Below are 19,118 nucleotides of genomic sequence, written 5' to 3'. Positions count from 1 at the left end.
CGTCTCACGGCTTAAGTCCCTGCAATTGTTCGGAATGGCAATCGCGTGGCGAGAACTGCAAGCGGAATCGCCGCGCAACAAATCCCTCTCGCTCGAAGCCCTTTTGCTACGGTTGCTGGATGCCGAGCAAGCCGATCGTCAGGCGCGCAGCCTGCGCTATCAGCTAAAAGCTGCGCGGTTCCCCATCCATCGTGATCTGACCGGTTTTGATTGGAGCGAAACCCCCTTGGACGGTGCCCGCATTCAGGAGTTGGCCAAGGGTCACTATCTGGAAACGGCACACAACCTGATCCTGGTTGGGGGAACAGGCACCGGCAAAACCCATCTTGCCATCGCACTCGGTGTCGCCGCCATCCATCACGGCAAGCGCATACGCTTTTACAACGCCGTCGATCTGGTCAATCTTCTGGAACGGGAAAAAGCTCAGGGCAAAGCCGGAAATCTGGCCAAGCAACTCACCCAGATCGACGCGGTCATTCTTGATGAGTTGGGCTATCTGCCATTCCCGGCCTCTGGCGGCGCCCTGCTGTTCCATCTCATCAGCCAACTCTACGAAAAGACATCCCTCATCGTCACAACCAATCTCAGCTTCGCCGAATGGGTCACGGTCTTCGGTGACCCAAAGATGACCACTGCGCTCCTCGATCGCATAACTCACCACTGCGACATTCTCGAAACCGGAAACGACTCCTGGCGCTTCAAACAGCGCAAGAAAATCAGCGACCAAACTGATCAATATTGAACGCTGTTACCTGTTCAATATTCGACGCTGATTGACAGCCCTCGCGCGTCGTGGCTGAACTAGCCGCCACTGACAGCGTAGGAGTTGTGCCTCGGGGCAGGTGCAGGATCCCGTTTGCCAGGCACAACTCCCAATTTTGGATTTCGTTGTTTTTCAGGGCGCGATATTCTGGTTGACCCTGAAGACGTTGTCGGGGTCAAACTGGCGCTTGATCTTCACCAGCCGATCAAAGTTGGAGCCATAATTGGCGCGAACTCGCGTTCCGTCGTCGTCATCCATGAAGTTGACATAGCCTCCGACCTCGGAATGGGGCGCGACTGCGGCAGAGTATTCGCGCACCCACTTTGTGTTGGCCGCGTCATCTGCTGGATCTGACGATGCCGCAAGGATCACCATGGAAAAGTTGGCGTCGCGATGGCCGAACGCGGTCGCATCCGAGGCCACTCGATGGCAGGCCCCGTTGATCGGATAGAGGTGCATGGTCGAGCTTGCATTCGGGGCGTTCGGTCCGTGCTGGACATGGGCTGCAATCGCATCATCCGTCAATTCCTTGACGAAATTGCCTTTCCAGTACTGCCGGATGCCGGGCGGGAAGAGGCCGTCGAAGGCGCCGTTGATCACCGGATAGGGCACTGGCCCCACCATCTCGGCCTTCACCTCGGCAACATCGTGGAAGGCTTTGAACTGGCGCGCACCATCGGCGGGATCACCAGACCAGCAAGCCACGATGGCGGCAAACATGTCGCCGTGCCGATTTTCGGGAATGAAAGGCAGCGGCGGGGCGATCTGAAAGGCTGGAAACGCGCCCATCTCCTCGGGGGCATCCTTGATATAGTCACGATAGAAACGCAGGATGTTTGCAGCCTCGCTGACCTCGTAGAACATCGGCCCCCAGTACACAGTCTTGACCGGCTGGAGTTTGTATTCCAGCGAGGTACACACACCGAAATTCCCGCCGCCGCCACGAATGGCCCAGAACAGATCCACATTCTCGTTCGCGCTGGCAACAAGCATCTTGCCATCGGCCGTTACAACATCCGCCGACACCAGATTGTCGAGCGAAAGACCGTGGCCGCGCGTCAAATAGCCTATGCCACCTCCAAGTGTTAACCCGGCAATCCCGGTTGTGGAGATGATCCCCCCCGTCGTGGCAAGGCCAAACGCACTGGTGGCGGCGTTGAAATCGCCCCAAGTTGCGCCGCCCTCGGCTCTGGCCGTTTTGCCATTTGGGTCAACCCTCACGCCACGCATCTTTGAAAGATCAATGACGACCCCGTCATCGTTGGTGCCGAACCCTGGGCCGCTGTGTCCGCCGCCTCTGACTGATAGTTTGTGGCCATTATCCCTTGCGTAGTTGACCGTGGTCATTACGTCTCCGGCGTTCATCACGCGTACAACCACGGCGGGGCGTTTGTCGATCATGCCATTGTGGACAGAACGCGCGCTTTCGTATTCAGCGTCGCCTTCGACAATCACTTCCCCGCGTACCAGATCACGGAGTTCATTTGGTGTCTTAACACTCATTTCTTCCTCCTGAATTGTTTGTAGTTGACCGCTGATCGGGCGGTAATTTTTTGAAATATCGGCTTGGCTGCCTGCGGGCACGGGCGGGGCGCGACCAGGGCTTAACATACCTGAAACGCTTGCGAGTCTGTGTCCCGTCCCGAATTCTAGCACGATTCCGCCAATAGCGGGAATCGTGATGGTGCCGCCAATTCCTGACGTCTGTGACTAGTACGAGCATCGTTTGACCTCCGATGTATTCTCACCAAGGTTTACATTTCAAATCCGATCGCTGCAGTTTGTTCGGCTCCCGGCTCCCGGCTCCCGGCTCCCGGCTCGTTAGTGTGGTGTCCTGACCACCCAGCGTGGTAAGATTGGCTGACGTGAGGCGGAAATTGCCCGAGGCTCAAACGGCTAGACTTGCCCGGTGCATGAGCTTCAAAATCCAACGGCCATTCGGCCGCAAGAAGCTTTTCAAAGTGTTTTCCGTTCATAGCCTGTCTTAATTCGGCGATCCTTCTCGCGGATCTGCCTGTCGAACCGATAGGCGCGCAGTTAATCGGAAACCATTGTCGCGGGCATCTTGTATTGCAAAGACCGCGCCTCACCGCCGGGTTCCAATATGCGTCTAAAAGAGAGTCGAGGAGGTCATCGAGGTCGGCGATCTGATCACCACCTGCCGCGCCCGCAGAACCAAGTCTGATTGATTGGCCACACGATCTGCCAGCGCCGCCCGTCACGACCCGATGGGTCTTGTCCTTGGCGCTTCAGCGGCAGCGGCGGAAGGTAATGGTGCCCAGAAGATACTTTCGCCGGTCGCCGCTGTCGGTAGCGCCCAGATCGTCGATGACCTTGGACAGATAATTGTTGGGCAAAAGCAGATCGCTGTGGCCTTCTGACAGGGCGATGGTCATCACATCAGTGCCGCTGTCATCCGCATCCTTTTTCGCTTTCAGCTTGACCTTTTTCGTCGGTGGGCCGGGCTGATAAATGTAGGTGCCCGCAGCAAGACTATCGATGCTCATCACGTTCGTGTCGCCTTTATAGGTCACCCTATAGTCGGGGTAATTGGTGATGATGTCCTGAATTGTCATGTTGACCACTTTATCAGGGGTGAGCGTGGTATCCATAAAATGGGCGTTGAATATCTCGCCAAGCAATTTCATGCCTGATTGACGTTGGGCTGTATCGCCAACTTTGGTTGTATCGAAAACGACAATATCGGCCATGACAGGTCCTTTCGGGTTGATGGTGATCCGCTAACTTGTAACTCTGAAAGCAAGTCTCACGAGGTCGCAGTAATCAAACTTGTCCTTGAACAGCCCGCCAAATGCCGGATCGGGCGCAAACGGTTGGCGGACACCCTTCACGATCATCCCGGTACCGCTTGCCTCAATTGCGGCGCTCAGGGTTTCTGCGACCATGCGGGCGCCCAATGGGCCGAGGCGATTGCCGTCACCGCAAACCGCTGCTTCGCGCAGAATATACAGCCAAAGCGGCGTTTGATCGACAAATCGAGCCCCAACCGTGCCCTCGCGCATGATCGCGGTCGCGGCACCGTTATCTGGGATGTCAAGAAACTCGGACTCTAGGATCGGAATGCGGCAGGGCGACCCGGCCTCGTCCAGCTTCTTCTGCACTTCCTTGGCCAGCGCTTGTCCGGTCGGCAATTCCAACAGCGCGCCGTTCATCAAGGTGCGCCGCGCGAGATTGAGATGCCCCTGCGCGTGCATCGCGCAGGGACGGTCGTAGCCGCTTGGCTGGAACAACCGGTCCGGCAGGCAGAACAAGGCCTGGCTCAGCGCTGTGTCGATGCGCGTCGCCTTGATCGGGTCAGTCCCCTCCAAGCCAAGCATATGACGCCAGTCGGTTGTCCAAGTCTGCAGAAGCTGGCCATCTGTCAGGTTTTTACCGTCAAACGTAAAGTCCAGCAGATCGGAGGCCAGCGCACTGGGGACGGTATGACTGGCATCGGCCGTATTCCATGGCGCATAAACATCGCGCACCATCGCATGCCCAAAGCGGAAGATCGCGGCAGAGACCTCGATGGGAACGAAGAACTGATGCAGCCCGTGCGGTTCATTCGATGGGGCGACATAAACGCGGCCATGGCTCATCACGTCGTCATAGGTGTGCGGATCGACCAGACGCGGAAGATAATCCTGCAAAACGATCGACTGGAAATGCCGGACAACCGTCTGTCGATGGGCTTTGTCGTCCAAACCGTTACCCTGCAGGATTTCCAGCGCCGCTTGTGCGAAACGTGTCACCGCCACATGCGTCTGCGACAGTGCGAGGTTCTGGTCATTGCGCATTTCAAACAGCAGGGCGCGACCGTCAGCCATGCGCGGCAAATCGTCGAACCCGCCACCTGAGAACTTTATCCCTGAATCCGGGATTGTCGCACCCAGCGCCAGACCTTCGACCTCTTGAACATGGCCGGGCAACTTGGGGGGAAAGTCCAGCGGGCGCACGAAGATCGTTTTAAGGTCGATGGCGCTGTCAATCACAACAGAGGAAAAAGCCTCGCGCTCCGATCCAGTCGGTTTCCAGACCGTGAGTTCATGGGCGAGAAACTGGCCAAGATAGGTGTAGGCGGCGGGCGTCTCTTTCATCAGCTTTGGCAGCGGCGGCGGCGGGGCAAAGCCGTAGTCAACCAGCAGCGCATCCCCAAGCCGTCCGAGGCGCTCGAGCATGGACTCATCTGCCGGAGCGGTTCCTGCGGCAATTCTCGCATAGATCCGAACGGGTGCCGAGCGGGCAACGTCCATCAAAGATCCAGAGTCCAATGGCGAATTACGGGAGCCGACAATCAGGCGATCAATCTGGGCTGCGGCTTTGTCGCCGATCACCAATGCCAACCCGCGTTCAGTCTCGACGACATCAAGGGCAATCGGTTCCTCGGCAGTATTGGCAATGCCATCGGGACCAAACAGATCAGCCTGCCTTGTCAGCTCGGCTCCGGGCAAAAATTGCCTGATAACCAGACGATAACCAGCGCCATGAAGACATGCCAAGTCGATCATTGTTCTGCCCCGTGTAACGGTGGTGAACTGAGAAATTGTTCGAAAATCAAATCTTCAGAGGCCGATCTTACCAATGCGGAATCAGCTGTCAGGGATCATAGCATAAGTGCCTTGTCAGAAGAATTTTTCTCTAGCCCTGCGCGACCGGATACAGTCAGAGCCCAGCGCCGCCTACAACAACAGCGGCACTGGGTTCGGACGGCTTGAGCGGACGGGAGCAAGGTCACGCAGGTCTGGGGCTAACAAGCGGTGATGCCCGAACCTTGGCTTGTAATGGCAAAGATCGGTGGCCACAGCACGGATCACGGGCACCCCGAAGGCCGGGCGGGTCAGATCCACGAAGGCGATCCTGCATCCCGCGTGATCGAGCGCGTCAATGGCCGCCGCTAGCCGCGTGCCCGGTTCAGTCGGAGTTTTCGTCCGGGTATCTGTCGCCCGAGGGCCCGACGGGGGCAGACCGGCGGGACTACGGGCGAGCCATTCGGCGGTCAACGGATCGGGCTGTTCCGCTGCCGACAACAGCGACGCTTCGACTCCCAACATCTCGGCCACAGCCGCGCCCGCTGCCTCCACCATCTCGAATCGCGCGGCAAAGCCCAAGGCTGGTACGCCGCCGTCTGACGTGGTCGAGACGGCAGCGACCACAGGGATACCGATGTCGGTGGTCAGATCCAAAAGCCGGGTCAGGCGCGTCCGTCCATCCAGCCAACGGGTCAGCTCGGGCCACTTGTCCAATAGCGCGGCGGGCAAGGACGGGCGAAGCCGACGTCCATACCACCACCGCCCGGTGGCATCGCGTTCGATCAGCTCCAGCAGAGCGGCCTCCATCGCCTGCGCTTTTGTCGTGCCAGCCGCACAGCCGTTTGAATCTGCGATGGCGGTGGCCGCCGGATCACCGGCCTCGCGCCGACCAATCAGAACGCCATCGGTGGGCAGAAGCACGGTGGCCCCGCTGACCGCGTCTGTGCCCGCAATCCAGTCGATCTCTGCACCCCGATAGGCTGGAGGTCGCCAGTCGTGTAAGCCATATCGCCGGTTCCAAGCTGCCCGCGCGCGGATCTGCGCCGAGCTGAACCCTGTCGCCTGCTGCGGCACGATGGTGCCGGGAGGCAGATCGTCGCGCCGCGCTCGGATCAGCACTTCGTCGCCCCATGCGCAGCAGCTTGCCAACTCAACCGCCTCACCCAGTCCGCTTAAGCGGCAGCATTCCTTGTCCAACCCGCATCCGTTTGCCACCCGCCCGGAGACCGGCAGCGCCGCCTTCGGATAGTTGGGACAGCGCGCCAGCAGCCTTGCGCCCGGCACCACGACCGAGGCCCAAACCGCCGGGCCAATCTGGATCGTGCAGCAGTCAAATTCAGCGGCCAGCACCTCAAGCCGATTGGCATTGCCCGTTTCGTTTTTGCCCCAAGGGTCTTTTTCCTCTATCATTGACGGTAATACCCGAAGTTTGGTGCATGTCGTGTTCACAGACAGTCCTCCCACAGTCATACTCTTCGCGGATGTCGTCGGCTACAGCCGGCGCATGAAGTTCGACGAGGCAGGCACGATTTCCGTCGTGGAGCGGGCATTCGCCCGAGCCCGACGCGGCAGCGAGCGGTTTGGTGGTAGGGTCATCAAGACAACGGGCGACGGCTGGATCGCGCTGTTCGACAGCGTGTCCGGTGCGGTTGACTGTGCCGTTGTGCTGCAAAGACTGTCCCAGCGCACGATCGCCACGTCGAAACTGATATTACGGATCAGCGTTCATCTTGGTGAGGTGGTATTGAGCAACGAGGAATACTTTGGCCACGCTCTGAATGTCGCGGCACGAATGCAGGGGCTAGCCGAGCCCGGCGGTATTGTTGTCTCGCAACAGATCGTGGCCGAACTGGATCGTTCGCCCCGGTTCCGTTTCGAAGCGATGGGTCACCCTTTGCTGAAGAACATCGGCGATGGTCTGGCCTTGTACCGGCTGCACGCTACAGGTGTTGGCGCCCAGATGGCTGTGCCAGTTGAGGGTCTGCGGCTGAATCTGCTTAGGAGCCTCACCATCACAAATTCGGATGGCAAGCAGTTGTCTCTGACCTCGGCACATGCCGCCGCGATGGTCGGGGTGTTGGCGCTGGAGCCCGGACAGCCGATCTCCGACGATCGGTTGGCGGCCATGCTTTGGCCGGACAGACCGTTGGCGCAGGGGCGCGCTGCGGTGGCTCGGACGCGGCGGCATGTCAATGATCGGCTCACCCCTGAGGGAGCAAACCTGATCATTGCCCGCGGCACCCTGGTGTTTCTCAACCAAGCGGTTGCAGAGATTGACCTGCAAACCGTTTTGCGGGCGCTTGACGAGGGTGATGTGCCCGCAGCCCTGCAGTCCGCAACGGATCTGCCGGGCGAGGTGCTGGCAGGTCTTGGCCGCATCAGCCCCACACTTGACGCTTGGCTGAGCGTGCGCCGGTCGATCTGGCGAGATCGGATCATCACTGGGCTTGAATCCTGTCTGGAACGTCACGAGTCTGATCGGCCAGCGTTGCGCGCCGCCGCAGAGGTATTGCTGCGGCTGGAACCGGGGCACGAACCAGCGTCAATGGCGTTGATACGGCATTTGGCCAGCCGAGGCCGCAAGGAAGCTGCGCTGAACGAATTTCAGCGGCTGTCGAAACACCTGCACGCATTGGGGGCGCAGCCCGGCGAGGCGGCGGTGCAGCTTTGCGCTTCGCTGCGCGACCTTGGTTCCGTCGTCGCTGCACCGCCTGTCACGGCGACAGGCCCGCGTGTGCCGCAGATCGCGATTGGTGCCTTCGAATGGGATAGCCCGGTCGACGCAGACGCAGTCGAGCAGTTCCGCACCGATCTGATTGCCAACCTCTCAAGATTCCGCAACTGGGCAGTGCTCGACATCTTGGGCGAGGATTCGGGCGGTGCCGATTATATTTTGCGAGCGCGGCGCGCCAAAGTCGGCAACCGGGCGCAACTCCAGTTCCGCCTACTCGAGGCCCGCAACCGACGCATCGCCTGGAGCGAAGCGTTTTATCTATCCGCCGAGGATTGGCGTAAGAAACAGAGCTATGTCATCGGTCGTGTCGCTTCAGCACTTGAGATCTATATATCGTCGGACCGATTGTCGCAGGTCGTCGGTCATGTGCCAACCGACATCACAAACTACGATGATTGGCAGCAGGGCGAGGCGTTACTGCTGCAATGGACACCCACCAGCGAGGTTGAGGCACAGGCCATCTTTGAGCGGCTCATTCAACATGCACCCACCTTCGCGCCTTCCTACGCCAGCCTCGCCAGCATCCTGAATGTGCGGCACATTTTGCAACCCGGCCACAAGCGACAGCATCGCGAGGACGCCGCTGCGCATGCCTTCGCGATGCGCGCCGTAGAGCTTGACCCGATGGACGCGCGAAACCACCTTGCGCTCTCTTGGAGCGCGGCACTGGCGGGCCATTTTGACCAAGCGGCAGTGCATCTCGACCTTGCCACCACTCTAAACCCGTTCAGTCCAACGACAATGATCTCGGCGGCGATGGGCTACGCCTTTCTCGGCGATCACATCCGCGCGGGCGACATCCTCAATCAGGCAATACGCCTCTCACCGATGCTGCGTGCGCACCAGTGGTGCTATGCGGCGGCGGTGCATTTTCTGGGCGGAAACCCCGAGGAGGCCGAGAAGGCAGCACTGCGCTCCGGGGATCAAATCGTAGATAATCAAGGCTGGCTCGCCATCGCCTTTGTACAGCAGAATCGCCTTCCCGAGGCGCATGCGGCTTTCGCCCGGTTGAAGGAGGCGGCATCGCAGATCTGGGCGGGCGAGACGCCCTGCGACTCCGCTGCGGTGCATGACTGGTTCGTCAATGCCTATCCAATAAGGCGCGCGACTGACCGCGCCGCAATCACCGAGGCGATGACGAAGGCGATGATGTGCGGGGACGCTGGGTTCCAAACTAAAACCGGAATCGCGCCCGATCAACCTGTCGTTGAGGCGTAAGGCGCGCGTTTCACCGGCTTCGGTAGTGTGCTGGCGATGGTGAACACGTGCGCCGGTTGCAGCGATCCTGCTCGTCAGTGGGTTTTTTGTGGCGCAGACTCGTCCGTGACGATCCTGACGACCTTCACCTCGGCTGACTGAACCGCTCCGGGTTTGCCGGAGGCTGATTGACGTTAGTTACGCGGCCATGGCTTCAGTTTCCAGAACTGCATAGAAGTTTGCTTCGGCTTCGGTGGGCGGGATGTTCCCGATTGGCTTGAGCAGACGACGGTTGTTGAACCAGTCGACCCATTCGAGGGTTGCGTATTCGACGGCTTCGAAGCTGCGCCACGGGCCTAGCCGGAGGATGAGTTCGGCCTTGAACAGACCATTGGTCTTGTCGCGTATTTGTGCCGCCCCTCGTGCTCGTTTAACTGTGCCAAAGTCGCTGCCGTCTCCTCAATCCGCATCAAAGCGCAAAGCTTTCCATAACATTCGGCCGTAAATACGGTGTCGAAATGGACTTGGTTTTGTTCGCTGTCCTCCAGATAGCAGGAAGTTACCGGCGGCATCGGCCAGATAATTTCTCTCATTCCGGTATCGCCTCGGTCTGCGGCTGCATATATTCAAACATCACATCGGTCGCCTTGTTTACCGAGGCGCGCACCGGGTCGAGGTTCAGCCGCGCATAGATTGCCGTGCTTTGCTGGCTGCGATGGCCCAGCGACTTGCCGATGATGTAGCCATTCGCGCCGGTCGCGGCCTGATAGCTGCCCAGACATCATTCGGCCCGACTGCCTCGGTGCGGTCATCGCGCAGCTTCGCCTTCACCCGGCGCTTGGGCGTCTTGTTGCTGAGCTGCATGCCCAACTCCTTGTAAATGCGGTAGACTTTCTTGATGTTCACGCCCCAGCCTTCGCGGGCCAGAAGAACATGCACGCGTCGATAGCCATAGCGCACGCGCGTTTCGCAGATCTCCTTGATCCGCTTGGCAACAGCAGCCTGATCAGTGCAGCGGGAGTTGTAGTGGAACGTCGAGCCGTCGAACTTCATGGCCCCACAAGCCGTTCGGATCGACACCGCCCAATCGCTGTACATCCCGCGAACCCGTTCGCGCATCCGGTCAGGCTTCAGAGCTTTCGCCGGATAACGTCCTGCAGCATCTCGCGGTCCAGCGTCAGGTCTGCCACGATCTTCTTCAACCGGCCGTTCTCGTCTTCGAGCTGCTTCAACCGCTTCATTTCGGTCGCCAGCAGCCCGGCATACTTCTTCTTCCAATTGAAATAGGTCGCCTGGCTGATCCCAGCCTTGCGGCAAATCTCGGCAACTGGCGTGCCTTCCTCGCCCTGCTTGATGATGAACGCCTTCTGCGCGTCCGTGAACTTCGAGGCCTTCATCCGATTCCGCTCCGCTCCCAGTCAGGAAAGCGTAGCGGAAAACTCCAGATTCAAACGGCCCAGAATCTGGGGATCAGATCAGTTGCGGATCATGCGGGTTCCTTTTGGGGATAGGTAAAGATTTATGCTGCAAGACGGGCTGGCTCGGGTTCAGTTCTGACCGCTGGAAGCATCCCCATCCGCGCGAGGTGTCACGGACACCCCGTCTGCGACAGCGTCGCTGGGGTGCAAGATCACCCTGTCGCCGGGCTGCAACCCAGCCAGCACTTGCCCAACACTTTCGTTGCGTTCGCCAAGCTGAATGAGCTGCAACCGCGCGCTACCGTTCCGAAAGACATAGGCGGCCCATTCGGCGCCATCGCGGAAAAGCGCGCCGACCGGAATGGTCAGAACCTTGTCCTCGCGCCAAAGAGTGATGCGCGCGATTACCCGAAACCCGTGGCCAAGCTGGTTCCACTGGTCTTTCGGGCTGGTCAGGGCAAGGATCACCTTGACCCGCTGCTCGTCGATGCCAAGCGCCGATACCTTGGTTACAGCGGAAGGCTGCACCCGCTCTACCACGGCGGCGATCGGTGCGCCGCCCCAGCCGGTGATCGTCGCGACCGCACCCTGTTTCACCTGAACGGCATCGCGCGACAGCAGTTCGACCATGATTTCCAGATTGGTCGGATCGCCTATTTCCAGGATCGGCGCTCCGGGCTGAACCACCTGTTCGCTTTCGGTGACAACGCGCAGCACGCGACCCGACACTGGCGCTACTATCTCGACGCAGCATCTGCCCGGCGCACCGGCCTTGTCAGAGCGCAGCACGGCCAAGGCGCTTTCCAGTTCTTTTTCGCGAACCACTAAATTTGCAACCGCGCTGCTGACGGCCGCCTGCGAGGTCTTACTTTCAAGGATTGCAGCATCATAGGTCCGCTGCGAGATGGCCCCCTTTTCGTAAAGCGCAATGGCTCGGTTGGCTTCGCTGGTCATGAACTCATGTGTCGCCTCGGCCTGTGCAAGCTGCGCGTGGGCCAGTTCCATCGCGGCCTGCGCGGCGGCGGCAGTTGCTGCGGCAACCGCGCGAGACCGGCTGTCCAGCAGAATGGGAGCCGCTGGGCCGATCAACGCGACGACCGTTTCGCCCTTGATCACGCTGTCGCCCGCGTGCAGGCTGATGCGCTGCAGCTTGCCTGCAATCGTGGCCGAGACGGTGAAGACTTCGCGAATACGGGCCTCGCCCTCTTCTTCGACCACGATTTCAAGCGTGCGGGGGGCGACCTCGGCCAACTCCACTTCGACTGGCCGGGGCAGAAAAGCCCACACCAGAAAACCGATCAAGAACAGCAGGGCGGTGGCTAAAATAAGGCGGCGCATGGGTCACTCCCTTGTCTTCAGGACTTCGATCATGTCGAGGTTGTTGATCCGGCCCCGGATCGCAAAGGCCGAAACCAGTGCTGCGGCCAGAACGACCAAGCTTGCGGTCGCAAAGACCTCTCGCCCAACGACGAAAGGCACACGGTACAGATCCGAGGAAAAGGCGGCGACCATGGCAAGGCCGATGCCATAGCCGATCAGCCAGCCTATGGGTTGGGCCAGCAGCACGACCACCGCCAGTTCGGCGAACAGGACGCCTGCCACCTCGCGGTTGGTGAAGCCAAGGACGCGCAGGCTGGCAAGCTCGCGGCCCTGTTCAGATAAGGCGATGCGGGAAAAGTTGTAGACCACCCCCACAGCGATGATGGTGGCAAGGCTGGTGTAGACGGTGATCATCACGGTGATGTTTTCAGCCAGCGTTTGCCTGAACCGTGAAAGCATCAGAGCGGTAATCGTGATGAGTTCGGTTTTTGGAGCGGCTTTGGCGGCGGCGTAAAAGGCCGGGCTTTGGCCTTCGTCGATCATCAGGTTCACCCCTGACACCAGCGCATCTTCGCCCATCAGCCGATTGAGGGCGCCGATGTCCATCGCGGCACTTAGCCCGACAAAGCCAAGTGAGATTCCACTGACCCGCAGAGTGACGGTCGGGCGCGCGCCTTCAAGCACGTCGATAGTGACCAGATCACCAGCGCGCACGTCCAGTGCATCGGCCAATGCCTCGGACAGAATCAGGCCATCGTCCGGCAACGCCATCGGCCGCAGGTCTGCACCCAGCACACGGGAAAGCTGCGATCCAGCCGGGTGGCCGACGATGACAAGCTTTTTCGACAGCTGGCGGTGGCTGATCCGTGATGAAACTGTGCGGAAAGGTTCGGCCACCAGCACACCGGGCATCTTGCGCACTGCAAAAAGCGTACGCTGCGGTTCGGGCGCGGCAAAGACCACCTGTGCGTCTTGTCGGTCGGAACGGAAAAAGGTGATGTCGATCATGTAGTTGATCGACCCGAACGACCACAGCGACGCGACAAGGATAGCTACCGCCATGGCGACGCCCAATGTGCTGGAGGCAGTTCGCAACGGCCACCGGAAAAGATGCCGCGCCACCATCACGCCGGGTTGCTTTAAGCGTATCAGCTTTCGGACCCAGCCCATCCTTTGCCGATAGGTTGCCGGGGCGGGTGGTGCCATTGCGACGGCGGGCGGCAGGCGGACCACCGTGCTGACGGCATAGACTGCGCCGCCGATGGCCGAGGCCAAGGTGATAACGGCAGCCAATCCGTAGATTTGCGGGTTTCGGGTGAAGACCAGATAGGGAAAGGAGAAGAACCGCGCATACATTTGCGCCATCCCCGCCCCAAGCCAGGTTCCTGCCGCCATGCCGATCAGGATGCCGACGACAGCAATCAGCAGCACGAACTCGACATAGTGCTGCGCAACGGCACGGGAAGAATAGCCGATGGCTTTCAGAAGACCGATCTGTTCGCGTTCCAGCGTGATCAGGCGGGACAGCGTCATGTTGACCAGCATGGCTGCGACCAAAAGAAAGATCGGTGGCAAGACTTTGACCATTGCCGAAAGCTGCTTCAACTCGGCATCCAGAAAGGCGTGGGATATCTGGTCTTTGCGTGGCGAAGCGCCGGTTCCGCCGTATGGGGCGGTCAACCTGTCCAGCGCCTCGATTACCCGGTTCGGATCGGCTCCTGGTGCGAGCTTCAACACAACGTTCGAGAATGCGCCTTCCAGATCAAAAGCGGCCTCCAGACTGCTGCGCGGAACCCAGACGATGCCAAAACGGCGCGGATCTGGCATCATCTGGCCAGGACCAAGGGCATAAATGAACTCGGGCGACAGAGCGACACCGGTTATCAAAAGCTTGCGCTGCTGGCCGTTCATCATGACCGGAAGCGTGTCACCGGGGCCGAGGGTGTGCGCCTTGGCAAACCCATCATCAATGATGACTTCGCGCGCGGATTGGGGATCGGGCAGCCGCCCCCGGCGCAGGTGCAACTGGTTCAGGCCCTTGCCGCTGTCCGGCAACGTAACAAACAGGACCGAGCCGGGTTCTTTCATTTCGCTAAGGTCCAGCAGCCCAAGCTTCAGGATCCGTGCTTCGGCATCAAGGACGCCTTCTATCTCCTCGATCTGTGCCAGAAGCGCGCGGGGGGCGCGGGTTACATCGGCAAAGACATCGGCGAAACGGTTCTGCTCGTAATACCGCGCGCGGGCCTCGAATAACGAGGAATAGGCCCCATTTCCCAGGATCAGTGTCGCAACCCCGGCGGCAAGCACCAGCGCAATGGCCAGAACCTGCGCCCAAAGTCTGACAAGATCGCGCAGCACCTTGCGCCGGAGGGGGGCGATCACCATACCACCTCCGATGCCGCCTTTTTGGTGGTGTTCACGCTTTCTTCGACGATCCGCCCGTCGGCAAAGCGGATGACACGATCAGCGATATCCCGGATTGCGGCGTTGTGGGTGATGACAAGCGTCGTGGCCCCGACCGCCCGGTTGACTTGCGTAAGCGCCTCTAGCACCTTGATCCCTGTGGCACTGTCCAACGCCCCGGTGGGTTCATCACACAGCAGAACCTCGGGGTTCTTGGCGATCGCGCGGGCAATGGCGACGCGTTGCTGCTCGCCACCAGACAGCTGGGCTGGGAAGTGATCGGCCCGTTCCGAAAGGCCGACCAGCGCCAACGCTTCATCTGCTGTCATCGGGTGGCGGGCGATTTCGGTGACAAGCTGCACGTTTTCGCGCGCGGTCAGGCTAGGGACAAGATTGTAGAACTGAAAGACAAAGCCGACGTGGTCGCGCCGGTACTGGGTCAGTCCCTTTTCGTTCAGCGCAGTCAGCTGGTGATCTGCGAACCAAGCCTCGCCAGCGGTTGCCGTATCAAGCCCGCCGACGATATTGAGGAACGTCGATTTGCCCGAGCCAGAAGGGCCAAGGATCACAATAAATTCGCCTTTTCGGGCCTGAAAGTTGATGCCGCGCAGGGCGTGAACCTCCAAGGCCCCGTTGCGGTACACCTTGGTCAGACCGCTGGCGCGGAAAACAATATCGGGGTTTGGCGTCATGGCATGAAGCCTCCTTACCCATTCAGCGCGTTTGCAAAGATCAGCGCCCAAGGTGTGCTGCGCACTTGGCAGCACAACAAATCACCCACGCGGTCCTTCCTTCTGACGACGCCCAGTAGTGTCTTGAGCAGCGCAGGCGGCATCGCAAGGCAAGAGGCCACCACCGTGAGAGTCTACGGATGTTCCCGCCAGGCGGCATTGACCTTGATCAACCCGGTTGGTGCCCCTTTAGTGGAGAGCAGCGACGATAGGACCGCCTCGGCTGACTTCGCATTGCCTTATCGCGTCCACGTAATCGGTGCGATCCGCCGCAGGACTGGCCGGTTGACGTATGCCCCGATAGGTTTTCTCAACACCCTCGGCCAATGGGAGATGCACTTGGGTTGACGTGCGTCAAAGCCGCGGGCGGCGAATGGGTGGAAAGTTCCGCTTGGGTCCATCAGGGGGTGAGATTTCAGCAATGATCAACGGCAACGAGCAAGATGAAGTGATTAGCTTTTTGCAATCGGGTGGCGCATTTTCTGCAGCCAGTCCGATTGACCACGTGCAGACCCATTGTGCGCATGTGTTTCTGTGTGGCGATGCCGCGCTGAAGATCAAACGTGCAATCCGCTACGACTATCTTGATCAGTCCACCTTGGATCAGCGCCACGCCCTGCTGAACCGCGAGTTGTCGCTGAACAAGCCAACCGCTCCGATGATCTACCGTGACGTGGTGCCTGTCACCCGGGCCTCTGATGGTGGGCTTGAAATGGATGGTGCCGGGCCGCCCGTTGAATGGGTGCTGATGATGCATCGGTTTGCTACGGAATGTGAAATGACGGCGGTTGCCACCAGCGGCAAGTTGACCGATCACGTGGCCGAGGCATTGGGGCAGGTCGTTCAGCGATTTCACGCCACCTGTCCGATACTTAAAGACCGGGGCGATGATCTGATCCGTGACATTCTTGACGAGTTAGACCGGGTGATGACTCCGCTTCAGGAGGGCGTCGGTGGCGGTCTGGTCGGTGCATTTCTGGGACGATCGCGGCAACAACTGGCTGCTCTGGCCCCGATCTTGCGGGAACGCTCGGCGCTGGGTCATGTCAAGCGCGTGCATGGCGATCTGCATCTGCGCAATCTGGTGCTGATCGACGGGCAGCCGGTGCTGTTCGACGCACTGGAGTTCGACGAGCGGCTTGCCACATGTGATGTGCTCTACGATATCGGCTTTCTGCTGATGGATCTGTGCCATCGTGGGCTTGTGCGGCAAGCCAACATCGCGACAACCGCCTATCTTCTGGCAGCGCGCGGAGCCGAGGATACCGGAATTTCGGTGCTACCGTTGTTTATGTCTGTCCGCGCCGCCATTCGCGCGATGGTGCTTTTGCAGACAGATCAGGCGACAGGCCAGAGCGGCGCGTCAATTGGCGAAGCGCGGCTATATCTGACGCAAGCCGTTGGGCATGTTGAGACAACAAGGCCAGTGCTTGTTGCTATTGGTGGGGTTTCCGGCACGGGCAAGACGGTTTTGGCGGGTGATCTGGCGCCAGATATCGGTTCTTGTCCGGGTGCGGTGCATCTGCGCACCGACACCGAGCGCAAGGTGGAGGCAAGCCATCTGGACTACACGCAGAAGGGACGTGGAGCGATTTACGAACGGTTGTTCGCGCGGGCCGCGAACCTGTTGGCGGCGGGCAGAAGCGTTATTCTTGATGGCACGTTTCTTGACTTGGCACAGCGCGTTGCCGCCGAAGACCTGGCCCTGCGTTCCGGCGTTGACTTCTTAGGGCTGTGGCTGACGGCACCACAGGCTGTTCTTGAAGACCGGGTCACGTCACGGCGGGGTGATGCGTCCGATGCCGATGCGACTGTGGTGCGGGCTCAGATCGCTTTGGCAGGGTCAGTCGTGTCACAACAAAGTTGGGTCAGCATTGATGCAGGCGGTCCCAGACAGAAGACAACGGCCGCAGCGCGCGCGGCGCTTGAATGCACCTTTCGCGCTGTTGGAAGCGAGACAGTGAAGACCTGAATTGCTTTGAGCGAGATATTGCGCTGGCGCTCGACTGCGGTGCAGGCAGTGGTGAGCCGCCCGAAACCATATCGTCAATGGGCGTACGATCACAGGTGCGAAACCGGCCTTGCGCCAACAGGATACCGTGTCTTGATCTCGATCAATGTGGCAATGTGAGAAAACGGCTTTTGGTGGTTGATCACTTAAGGCTTGATCAAATGAGTACGTTACCCAACACGCCAAGTCGCCATCCGCTGTCGCCGCTGTTCGACCCCGAAAGTATTGCTCTGTTTGGGGCGAGCAATCGGGTGGGGTCTGTGGGTGGCATCTTGCTGGCAAACTTGCGGCGTTCGGGTTTTGGCGGCGTGTTGGTTCCGGTGAATCCGAAGCATCGCAGTATCGACGGGTTGACGTGTTATCCGCATCTGGCGGCATATGGCAGATCGGTGGACCTTGCGTTGATCGCCACGCCTGCCAGCGCCGTGCCGGGAATCGTGGAAGATTGTGCGAGGGCCGGTGTGCGGGCCGCTATCGTGCTGACTGCGGGTTTCGGCGAGACAGGTCCCGAGGGACGCAGCAGGCAGGAAGCGATGGTCGCCGTTGCGCGGGCGGCCGGACTGCGCCTTCTTGGTCCGAATTGCGTGGGGCTTTTGCGGCCGCCTCATGCGATGAATGCAACCTTTCTGCCCGGAATGCCGCCTGCGGGCAAGCTTGCGCTGGTGTCGCAATCCGGCGCGATCTGTGCCGCGATTGCTGACGGTGCCGCCCCCAACCATCTTGGATTCTCTGCGATGGTCTCGCTTGGAAATGCGGCGGATCTGGATGTTGGGGAAATCGTCGATTTTCTTGCGCAGGACCAAGCGACAGCGGCGATCCTGCTTTACTTGGAAGGTATCCGGAATGCGCCCGAATTCGTCAGCGCGCTGCGGCGGGCAGCGCGGACGAAGCCGGTCGTGGTGTTGAAGGCTGGCCATGGCGACGTGGGGGCAAGGGCCGCGGCGACCCACACGGGGGCGCTACTTGGATCCGACGCTGTGTTCAACGCGGCGCTTGAGCGCACCGGGGCGGTTCGGGTGACAAGTTTTGCGCAGTTGTTCGCCGCTGCTGAATTGCTTTGTCGATGGCAAAGGGTCTCGGGCCAGCGTCTTGCCATCGTAACGAACGGTGGCGGGGTCGGTGTGCTGGCGGCAGACCGAGCCGCCGATCTTGGCCTGGAATTGCCGCCCCCGTCTGCGGCAACCGTTCAGCGCCTTCGCGGCGTGATGCCACCTTTCTGGTCGGCGGCAAATCCTTTGGACATTCTCGGCGATGCTCGGCCAGAACGGTATACGGCGGCCTTAGAGGCCTGCCTTGCGGATGCCTCGTTCGACGGCGTTCTGGCGATGCTGACACCCCAAGCGATGACCGACCCGGTGGGCGCGGCGGATGCAATGATCGACGCTGCGCAGAAAGCTCGCGACAAGCCACTTTTGTCGTGCTGGATGGGGGAAACAACCGTGGGGGCTGCAAGAGCAGCAATTTCGGCAGCAGGTATCCCGGACTATGAGACGCCCGAGGCGGCGATTGATGCCTTTTCGTGCTTGGGTCGTCATGCCATCAATCGCCGGCTTGCTTTGGAACTGCCTGGCCCCCGCGCCGGTATCGAACCAGATCGACAGGCTGCCAAAGACATTTTGAGCGCCGCGATCAAAGACGGTCGGGAAGCATTGACGGCCACCGAGGCGCGCGCGCTGCTGTCAGCCTATGGTATTCCAGTCACAGAGATCGTCCTGGCAGCGAATGCCGCAGCCGCCGTCGCGGCCGCTGATAGAGTTGGGTATCCTGTCGCCGTAAAGATCGCTTCGCCCGACATCAGCCACAAAAGCGATGTGGGGGGAGTGGTGCTTAATCTTGCTGACGAGATGTCCGTGCGTGCGGCCACCGAGGCGGTGATTGCGCGGGCCCGCGCGGCAAGGCCCGGCGCTGCTATAGATGGAGTAACGGTTGAGCGGATGGTCCGGCTGGAGCACACGCGCGAATTGTTGCTTGGTGTCAGCCGAGATCCGGTATTCGGCCCCGCGATCATGTTC

Annotated in this window: 11 protein-coding genes and 2 pseudogenes; 4 read left to right on the top strand and 9 right to left on the bottom strand. The window is 60.0% G+C overall.

All coding sequences use genetic code 11. The annotated features are described in order from the left end of the window. Positions 1–19 precede the first annotated feature (19 nt). The gene (gene istB / locus AKV04_RS15745; RefSeq protein WP_235815583.1) at positions 20–742 is read left to right on the top strand and encodes an IS21-like element helper ATPase IstB; all 723 of its coding nucleotides are present in this window, start codon (positions 20–22) and stop codon (positions 740–742) included. Positions 743–895: 153 nt separating this feature from the next. Here istB and AKV04_RS15740 read toward each other — a convergent pair whose 3' ends face one another. The 4 genes from AKV04_RS15740 to AKV04_RS15725 all read right to left on the bottom strand — a co-directional run bounded on the left by AKV04_RS15740 (position 896) and on the right by AKV04_RS15725 (position 6,702). Beyond that, the gene (locus tag AKV04_RS15740; RefSeq protein WP_202905632.1) at positions 896–2,374 is read right to left on the bottom strand and encodes an FAD-binding oxidoreductase; all 1,479 of its coding nucleotides are present in this window, start codon (positions 2,372–2,374) and stop codon (positions 896–898) included. 638 nt (positions 2,375–3,012) lie between these two features. Further along, positions 3,013–3,474 (bottom strand): hypothetical protein, encoded by a 462-nt coding sequence (locus AKV04_RS15735; protein WP_054007381.1) that lies wholly within the window; start codon positions 3,472–3,474, stop codon positions 3,013–3,015. 30 nt (positions 3,475–3,504) lie between these two features. Next, complete coding sequence (locus tag AKV04_RS15730; protein WP_054007380.1) at positions 3,505–5,271, bottom strand: peroxidase family protein; 1,767 nt, start codon at positions 5,269–5,271, stop codon at positions 3,505–3,507. Between the two features lie 171 nt (positions 5,272–5,442). Then, positions 5,443–6,702 carry a YcaO-like family protein gene (locus AKV04_RS15725; protein ID WP_054007379.1) on the bottom strand — a complete coding sequence of 420 codons (1,260 nt, stop codon included), beginning with the start codon at positions 6,700–6,702 and terminating at the stop codon, positions 5,443–5,445. On the opposite strand from AKV04_RS15725, the gene AKV04_RS15720 reads away from it, so the two are divergent. Further along, positions 6,614–9,244: an adenylate/guanylate cyclase domain-containing protein gene (locus AKV04_RS15720; protein WP_328287155.1), complete on the top strand. Its 2,631-nt coding sequence runs from the start codon at positions 6,614–6,616 to the stop codon at positions 9,242–9,244. The genes AKV04_RS15725 and AKV04_RS15720 overlap by 89 nt on opposite strands. Before the next feature lie 177 nt (positions 9,245–9,421). Here AKV04_RS15720 and AKV04_RS25645 read toward each other — a convergent pair. From AKV04_RS25645 to AKV04_RS15695, 5 genes and pseudogenes are all read right to left on the bottom strand, one after another. Further along, positions 9,422–9,619: pseudogene (locus tag AKV04_RS25645) on the bottom strand (IS3 family transposase); the annotation flags it as partial. 375 nt (positions 9,620–9,994) lie between these two features. Continuing rightward, positions 9,995–10,620, bottom strand: a pseudogene (locus AKV04_RS25635) (transposase); the annotation flags it as partial. A gap of 150 nt (positions 10,621–10,770) precedes the next feature. After that, positions 10,771–11,979 (bottom strand): efflux RND transporter periplasmic adaptor subunit, encoded by a 1,209-nt coding sequence (locus tag AKV04_RS15705; protein ID WP_054007376.1) that lies wholly within the window; start codon positions 11,977–11,979, stop codon positions 10,771–10,773. A 3-nt stretch (positions 11,980–11,982) separates the two neighbouring features. Then, entirely contained in the window at positions 11,983–14,343 is a 2,361-nt protein-coding gene (locus AKV04_RS15700) for an ABC transporter permease (protein ID WP_162232885.1), read from the bottom strand. Next, positions 14,340–15,056, bottom strand: coding sequence for an ABC transporter ATP-binding protein (locus AKV04_RS15695; RefSeq protein WP_054007374.1), 717 nt, complete (start codon positions 15,054–15,056; stop codon positions 14,340–14,342). The genes AKV04_RS15700 and AKV04_RS15695 overlap by 4 nt, the downstream gene beginning before the upstream one ends. Before the next feature lie 460 nt (positions 15,057–15,516). Here AKV04_RS15695 and AKV04_RS15685 point away from each other — a divergent pair, with 460 nt between their 5' ends. Beyond that, positions 15,517–17,067 carry a bifunctional aminoglycoside phosphotransferase/ATP-binding protein gene (locus AKV04_RS15685; RefSeq protein ID WP_054007372.1) on the top strand — a complete coding sequence of 517 codons (1,551 nt, stop codon included), beginning with the start codon at positions 15,517–15,519 and terminating at the stop codon, positions 17,065–17,067. Positions 17,068–17,267: 200 nt separating this feature from the next. Next, on the top strand, positions 17,268–19,118 hold a 1,851-nt coding region (locus AKV04_RS15680), incomplete at its 3' end, for an acetate--CoA ligase family protein (protein WP_162232884.1).

Origin of the sequence: Cypionkella psychrotolerans (genome assembly GCF_001294535.1) — a bacterium.
Lineage (GTDB): Bacteria > Pseudomonadota > Alphaproteobacteria > Rhodobacterales > Rhodobacteraceae > Cypionkella > Cypionkella psychrotolerans.
Note: the sequence above shows the minus strand (reverse complement) of the source record. Positions and strands in the feature narration are given on the sequence as shown.